We start from the raw sequence: 1,069 nt of genomic DNA, 5'->3' as shown, positions 1-1,069 counted from the left end.
TGACCTGCCCCCCGGATTAAATACAAAACTCAGTTAGTAATGTCGGATCCTTCACTCTCAGAATTACCCTTTCTCCAGCTCGCTGCAAATTCAGACGGCGTCTGATAATTCAGCGTGGAGTGCGGACGACATTCGTTATAATCCTGACGCCATTCGCTGATGGTTTTCCTGGCATGACTGACGTCGCTGAACCAGTTTTCATTCAGGCATTCATCGCGAAAGCGTCCGTTAAAACTCTCAATAAATCCGTTCTGTGTCGGCTTGCCGGGCTGGATAAGTCGCAGCTCCACTCCATGCTCAAAGGCCCACTGATCGAGCGCGCGGCAGGTAAACTCCGGGCCCTGATCGGTTCTTATCGTAGCCGGATAGCCGCGAAACAGCGCAATGCTGTCCAGAATACGCGTGACCTGCACGCCTGAAATCCCGAAGGCAACAGTGACCGTCAGGCATTCCTTTGTGAAGTCATCGACGCAGGTAAAGCACTTGATCCTGCGACCAGTAGCCAGCGCGTCCATGACGAAATCCATCGACCAGGTCATGTTGGGCGCCGCCGGGCGGAGCAGCGGTAGACGTTCTGTTGCAAGCCCTTTACGACGACGTCTGCGTTTAACGCCCAGCCCGTTCAGATGATAAAGGCGGTACACGCGCTTGTGATTAACCAGAAGCCCTTCACGGCGCAGTAACTGCCATATGCGGCGGTAGCCAAAGCGCCTGCGCTCCAGTGCCAGTTCAGTAATGCGCCCTGATAAATGGGCATCAGCCGCCGGACGCTGAGCGTCATAGCGGCAGGTCGACAGGGACAAACCTGTGAGTCTGCAGGCACGACGTTGCGACAGACCGGTCGCATCACACATCAACACCACGACTTCGCGCTTCTGGTCTGTCGTCAGTACTTTCGCCCAAGAGCCACCTGAAGCGCCTCCTTATCCAGCATGGCCTCGGCGAGCAGCTTCCTGAGTCTGGCGTTCTCTTCCTCAAGTGACTTCAGGCGCTTAACCTCAGGCACCTCCATGCCGCCATACTTCTTACGCCAGGTATAAAACGTGGCGTCGGAAATGGCGTGCTTACG

The 1,069-nt window shown here is 55.7% G+C and carries 1 protein-coding gene; it reads right to left on the bottom strand.

Going from position 1 to position 1,069, the window contains the following annotated elements:
* Positions 1 to 29: 29 nt before the first annotated feature.
* Positions 30 to 1,069 (bottom strand): IS3 family transposase gene (locus tag MXF20_RS23195; RefSeq protein WP_325971643.1). Its coding sequence is split into 2 segments (ribosomal slippage), with 1,041 coding nucleotides annotated over them: positions 30 to 892 and positions 892 to 1,069; the frame shifts between segments, so codons are not numbered across the junction. This gene is flagged as partial in the annotation.

This window comes from Pantoea dispersa, from assembly GCF_035783935.1.
Taxonomy (GTDB): domain Bacteria; phylum Pseudomonadota; class Gammaproteobacteria; order Enterobacterales; family Enterobacteriaceae; genus Pantoea; species Pantoea dispersa_C.
This window is presented reverse-complemented; position numbering and strand designations above follow the sequence as displayed.